Origin of the sequence: Marisediminitalea oceani (assembly GCF_003731635.1) — a bacterium.
In the GTDB taxonomy this organism is placed as follows: domain Bacteria; phylum Pseudomonadota; class Gammaproteobacteria; order Enterobacterales; family Alteromonadaceae; genus Alteromonas; species Alteromonas oceani.
Genome location: NZ_RCUA01000058.1, coordinates 1 through 5395, shown reverse-complemented (window position 1 = coordinate 5395; position 5395 = coordinate 1). Strand labels below are relative to the sequence as shown.

The 5395-nt window shown below is 44.9% G+C and carries 7 protein-coding genes; 2 read left to right on the top strand and 5 right to left on the bottom strand.

Going from position 1 to position 5395, the window contains the following annotated elements:
• Window positions 1-122: 122 nt before the first annotated feature.
• Both D9T21_RS15970 and D9T21_RS15965 read left to right on the top strand, forming a co-directional pair.
• Window positions 123-992 carry a tyrosine-type recombinase/integrase gene (locus tag D9T21_RS15970; protein WP_105935219.1) on the top strand — a complete coding sequence of 290 codons (870 nt, stop codon included), beginning with the start codon at window positions 123-125 and terminating at the stop codon, window positions 990-992.
• 10 nt (window positions 993-1002) lie between these two features.
• Window positions 1003-2184 (top strand): IS91 family transposase, encoded by a 1182-nt coding sequence (locus D9T21_RS15965; protein WP_241155730.1) that lies wholly within the window; start codon window positions 1003-1005, stop codon window positions 2182-2184.
• A gap of 440 nt (window positions 2185-2624) precedes the next feature.
• On the opposite strand, the gene D9T21_RS15960 is transcribed toward D9T21_RS15965, so the two are convergent.
• The 5 genes from D9T21_RS15960 to D9T21_RS22770 form a co-directional block, all read right to left on the bottom strand.
• Entirely contained in the window at window positions 2625-3044 is a 420-nt protein-coding gene (locus D9T21_RS15960) for a hypothetical protein (RefSeq protein WP_123325943.1), read from the bottom strand.
• A 119-nt stretch (window positions 3045-3163) separates the two neighbouring features.
• Window positions 3164-3568, bottom strand: a complete 405-nt coding sequence (locus D9T21_RS15955) for a hypothetical protein (protein ID WP_123325941.1) — start codon at window positions 3566-3568, stop codon at window positions 3164-3166.
• A gap of 93 nt (window positions 3569-3661) precedes the next feature.
• Window positions 3662-4474, bottom strand: coding sequence for a zinc chelation protein SecC (locus D9T21_RS15950; protein ID WP_123325938.1), 813 nt, complete (start codon window positions 4472-4474; stop codon window positions 3662-3664).
• Entirely contained in the window at window positions 4464-4952 is a 489-nt protein-coding gene (locus tag D9T21_RS15945; protein ID WP_123325936.1) for a hypothetical protein, read from the bottom strand. Before D9T21_RS15945 ends, D9T21_RS15950 begins: the two co-directional genes overlap by 11 nt.
• A 146-nt stretch (window positions 4953-5098) precedes the next feature.
• Entirely contained in the window at window positions 5099-5251 is a 153-nt protein-coding gene (locus D9T21_RS22770) for a hypothetical protein (RefSeq protein WP_164464715.1), read from the bottom strand.
• Window positions 5252-5395 lie beyond the last annotated feature (144 nt).

The window sequence follows — 5395 nt, the reverse complement described above, 5'->3', positions numbered from 1 at the left end:
GGACTAAACCGCTCCGCGGTAGTAGTGCCGCCCCCACCTCATTAATTATATTCTGATCTCGTTCTCCGCTTCTAAGCTGAAGGAAGGGCAATGTCGCCCTGAATTCACTCAGGAGTGAAACCATGAGTTACTTTGAAGGATCCAACCCCATACGCCAACGCATGATTGAAGATATGACCATGCGTAGGCTCAGTCCTAAAACGCAAATAGGCTACATCAGAGGCGTGAAGAAACTCGCTACCTTTTTGAAACGCTCGCCAGAGGATGCCACGGCTGAAGAATTGCGCCAATTCCAACTCGCATTGGCCGAGCAAGGTACATCTAACATCACCATCAATGCCACGTTATCGGGTTTAACGTTCTTATTTCATAAGTCCTTGAATCGACCTGATGTGATGCTCAAAGTCAGCACCGTGCCGGTGCCAAGGAAGTTGCCGACGGTATTGAGTAAAGAGGAAGTCAAGCAACTGATTGATGCCACACATAGCATTAAATACAAAGCTGCCTTCTCGGTCGCTTATGGGGCGGGGTTGCGGATTGGCGAAGTGGTGATGTTGAAGGTGACGGATATCGACAGTTCTCGCATGCTATTGCGCGTTGAGCAAGGTAAAGGGAAGAAAGACAGAATGGCAATGTTATCGCCAATGCTGTTGAGTACACTTCGCCAATGGTACAAACATGCCAAAGCGCATCACCTAATGCTACCGGGAGGGTGGTTGTTCCCAGGGCAGAATCCGTTAAACCCTATTGGCACCCGCCAACTCAGTCGGGCCTGCCAATCTGCGTGTCTGGATGCAGGACTGAATAAAAAAGTCTCCATGCACACCTTACGGCACAGTTTCGCCACGCACTTACTGGAAGATAAAGTCGATATTCGTATCATTCAAACGCTGTTGGGGCATAGTAAACTGGAAACCACTGCGCTGTATGCACAAGTCGCCAGTAAACTCTTGCGTGAGGTGGTGAGTCCGTTAGATACACTGGCATTGTGAGCGTGACGTTATGTCGAGTTGTTCACGGCCACCGCTTGAGGTGGCGGATGTGTTTCGTCTGTCTGGTACGCAGTATAAAAGCGCTCAGCATAGGCATTTAAGCTTAGCGCAACTGAAAGTGATGTCAGCCATTGAGCGTTGTCGAAGTGCCCAATTAGGTGCTCATCACCTGCACTGCGAACACTGTCATACCGATGCCATCGCATATAACTCCTGCCGTAATCGTCACTGTCCGAAGTGCCAGGGGTCAAGCGCCAAACGCTGGTTTGCAGCCAGAGAGCAGCAGTTGTTACCCGTAGAGTACTACCATGTGGTGTTTACCTTACCTGGTGAGGTAGCACAACTGGCCTTTTACAATAAAGCACAGATGTATCAGTTGTTGTTTAAAGCCGCATCACAAACGCTACTGACCATTGCCGGTGATACGCGACACTTAGGCGCTGAGGTTGGCACCACTATGGTGTTGCATACGTGGGGCTCCTCGATGATGCATCATCCTCATGTGCATTGCATTGTGCCCGGTGGCGGGCTGGATAAGGCTAAGCAATGGAAAGCGTGTAAAAAGGGCTTCTTCTTGCCGGTCAGAGTGTTATCACGCTTGTTCCGCCGTTTGTATATGCAAGGCGTACGTGAGTTATACGAATCGACGCAGTTACTGTGCTTCGGGGAGTTGACGCAGACCAGTGGCTTTGAACACGCCGGGCACTTTATGGCATGGTGCAAACAGCAACAATCCATGGAATGGGTGGTGTATGCCAAACCGCCGTTTGCAGGACCACAAGCGGTGCTGAAGTACCTGTCGCGTTATACGCATCGTGTAGCGATTGCGAATCGCCGACTCCAATCCATTGATGAAACACATGTCTCGTTCACCTATAAGGATTACCGGCGCAAAGGAAACAACATGCACCGGACGATGCAACTGACGTGTGACGAGTTCATGCGTCGATTTTTATTGCATGTCTTGCCAACCGGGTTTCATCGTATCCGGCATTATGGGTTACTGGCCAGTAAAGCCAAACTCAATATGGCCAGACAAGCCTTGCACGTAGCACCGCCACCAGAAATCAAAAATCCTGCCAATGAATCGAAGGCAGACTCAGCCCCCTTCGTGTGCAGGCAATGTCAATCACCGATGAAGGTGTCGGGGCTCAGGCTACCTGCATACTTACCAAGAGCGCCCCCTAAATAGGCGGGGTGCTTAAAGAGATAAAAAAAGCGCCTTTACTGGTGAGGATGATGCTTTACCTGAAACGCTATAAACCCCATGACAATGAATAGAACGAGACAACCGAGCTGAATAAAAACGTGAAAATCAGATGCCAATAGAAACAAAGCACCACTGGAAACACGTGATCTTGGCGATCATCCTCTACAGCAGACTCACATTCACCATCGAAATCCCCATAGCCAAACCACAGGGGTAACATCCCGCGGTTTCGTCCAACGAAGATTATCTGATATCTGCCCGAGAGTAGGACATCAAGGTGGATCTGAATGGAGGGCAGATAACTGATAATCTAAACAAAAGCGGTCGTTTCGATAGAATCCTCCAAACTCACTTTGGAACTAATAATTTTGCTAAAGCGGACATCAACACCCAGGGAGCTTGCGACCGACTACAGCGGTTTCTTATGTGCGCTTCCGAATTACACATTTGCCAAGTCTGGTATTTGTAGACAAAGGGCTTACTTCAACAAGTAGCGCTTCGTACCAGCCTTCAATTTCAGTTATTTTTTGACCTTGTGTACCCTCAATAACTAAAAGCTCACCAAAATCACCAGCTAAATTTAGCGATTCCAATTCCCAATTCTCATTTTCTAACAATACCCAATGCAGGCTATTTGTTGCCCTAACACTTCCATCAAGAGTAAGCGTATTCTTACTAGTTTTTAAATCGACTATTTCCAAACTCTGATCAATTTTCGCATAACCTGATAGTGCTGGGTTTTTATGGTGAGCCTGATGAAATTTATCAAAGTGACAGTTCATCGTGGCCGAAGCTAATACGAATTGAGGAAAGAACAAAGCTAATAAAAAAAGATTTTTCATTCGAATCCCTTTGAGCACATAACGCCGTGGTAAGGGGCAGCCGAAGCAACGCGTAGGCTGTCCCGCGCAGGCCGCGCTTTTTGCGGCCGGAGTGAACTTGACCACTTTGTTATGTGCTTTTAATACACTACGCATGTTCCGGAAACCATAGTGCCAAATGCCCCTTTATAAAAGAACGGCTTTTCAACTGTTTCTGCGTACTGGTTTATTTGCAGATAGTCGATTGTATTATTCGGTTTATAATGAGTAACAGCCTTGTAGCCATTTTCATTTGGCAAATAATCGTAGACCACTGGCATTTTGCCTGACATGGTATTTGTAATATTTGCACCTGTAATGATTCCAGTTTGACGATTAACAACAAACTCTTTGCCAAGATAGCCAGTAACGATATTGGATTTATGATTAAGAGTGCCGTTATCTTCTAAGTTAACGGCATCTTTGATCGTGCACTTGAAATCGTTCACTGCAAATACGTCTACAGATATCAGCATAATGAGAACTGAAACTAAATATTTACTCATACTTTTCCTTGCACATAACGCCATGGCTCACAGGCGGCAAACTCGGAGCGAAGCGTAGAGTTTGACGTCCTTGTGTAGCCGATTGTTAGCTGATTAATATGGAAATCGGACCTTGGCTTTGTCATCCGAAATCTCTTTGAAAAACTGAAAATCCACATGTGGTATAGAGATCTCTTTTTCGTTAATACAGCATTCCTCAAATTTCTTTCCACTCTTACATGGACAATCAGAATCAGGGGTAACTTGTGAAAACCTTTCAATTGGGAAGCTCTTCCGTGTCCAATGTGCCTCCCAATTTTCAAATGCGTTATCAAGAAAATCGGACAGATAGTTGATCAACGAAAAATCTAAGGTTTCATCATCGTGCATAACGGAGTATTTTTGTACGGGCTTCGTAACTATTGAGAGTTCTAGAAATTCCATATCATGTGCAACATGCACGCACAGTTCTCCATTGTATATTTTCCCCTTTACGTGTGAACACCTAGATCTTGGCCTCACCTTGTGATTGCATATGCTGCATGTGTAATACCCTACCTTGAAACCAGGGCTTGCAAATACACAGTAAGGATAAAGAGACTGCCACTTGGATACTTGTTTTTCTATGAAATGACATCGAGATTTGGTGTAATAATCGGAATCCGAGTTCCTTTCTATTGAAGCAGCGTCAATTTCACAACGTTCGAGGTCATTCCAAGCGTCTCGGTACTTTTTTGACTTGATTTTTTCAAACGCTTCTATATACAGAATGTTTACCTTGAGAGCCTCAGACTCTCTCCAGCAATTATTAGCAAATTCCTCATTTCCCGATGATGCGGCTTCTTTTCTCTTCCTTTCAAGCTCTTCCAGTATTTGACCTATGACTGGCTTACGAGTGTCTTCGATGTTTGTAAGTTCAATCATCATTACTGAATTCTTTTACAGCATTGAGGGCTTTTTCCATTTCTTCGACTTTACCGTCAAAGCTAACTGTTGAGCTTTTCCCGTCCTTTTTTTCCACTATGAATTTCACGGATATCTTATCGTCCTTTTTGGCCTTAAGTTTTTCGTATATATATGAGGCAATGACACCGCAAAACACAGGTATCACAATATTCTTTACGAAGAACGTGCCAAGCCAGATGTCCGCCGCGTGCAACCCCAGCTCTTTGTAATCTTCGTCATTAGCGTATATATCAGTCTTGAGACCATTGTCATTTAAATAGTCGAGCGTATCCAAGCTTCCGGTATAAAACGAATCCTCGGTCTCGTGTGAAGGGAGGATTAAAACCCCTGTTTTATTGATGCTATTTGACAATTCCTCGGGGGCATCCGTCACCAATTGCTCAAAGGTGATACCTGACGATGACACATCGAATCGTTCTTGAAACTCCAATCCTGCCATTCTCTTCATTCCTCGATAAATGGTTTCCTACAGCTAACGCCCTGTTAAGGGGCTGATTAATATTTGGCTAAAATGTGTAGCGAAGCGAAACCGAGCCAAACGTTAGCAGTCCCGCCTTGAACAGCTTGTTATGTTTACATATACACTTATTGATTCTTAGGTTTAATATGAAGTGGAACACTAAATTTTATTCTACTTACTGTTTTCGAACCTGTAGCTAAATCACCACCAAGAGAACCTACACCAGCAATTGATAGTTTAGCCCCACCATCTTTAGAGGTAGATTCTGTTACGGCCATATCAAACTCAACAGATGTAACAAAGCCGCCGCTGACTGTATTTATATTTTTCAGTTCAGCTACTTCAAAGCCTGCTAAATTGTTAGGTAAGCGATCAATTTAGACCGTCTTTTCCCGGCGGAGCTACCCCGTAAAATGGTCCCC

Excerpts from the sequence above, each read along its gene's own strand:
- D9T21_RS15970 (WP_105935219.1), top strand. The coding sequence starts at position 123 with ATGAGTTACTTTGAAGGATCCAACCCCATACGCCAACGCATGATTGAA.
- D9T21_RS15965 (WP_241155730.1), top strand. The coding sequence starts at position 1,003 with ATGTCGAGTTGTTCACGGCCACCGCTTGAGGTGGCGGATGTGTTTCGT.
- D9T21_RS15960 (WP_123325943.1), bottom strand. The coding sequence starts at position 3,044 with ATGAAAAATCTTTTTTTATTAGCTTTGTTCTTTCCTCAATTCGTATTA.
- D9T21_RS15955 (WP_123325941.1), bottom strand. The coding sequence starts at position 3,568 with ATGAGTAAATATTTAGTTTCAGTTCTCATTATGCTGATATCTGTAGAC.
- D9T21_RS15950 (WP_123325938.1), bottom strand. The coding sequence starts at position 4,474 with ATGATGATTGAACTTACAAACATCGAAGACACTCGTAAGCCAGTCATA.
- D9T21_RS15945 (WP_123325936.1), bottom strand. The coding sequence starts at position 4,952 with ATGGCAGGATTGGAGTTTCAAGAACGATTCGATGTGTCATCGTCAGGT.
- D9T21_RS22770 (WP_164464715.1), bottom strand. The coding sequence starts at position 5,251 with ATGGCCGTAACAGAATCTACCTCTAAAGATGGTGGGGCTAAACTATCA.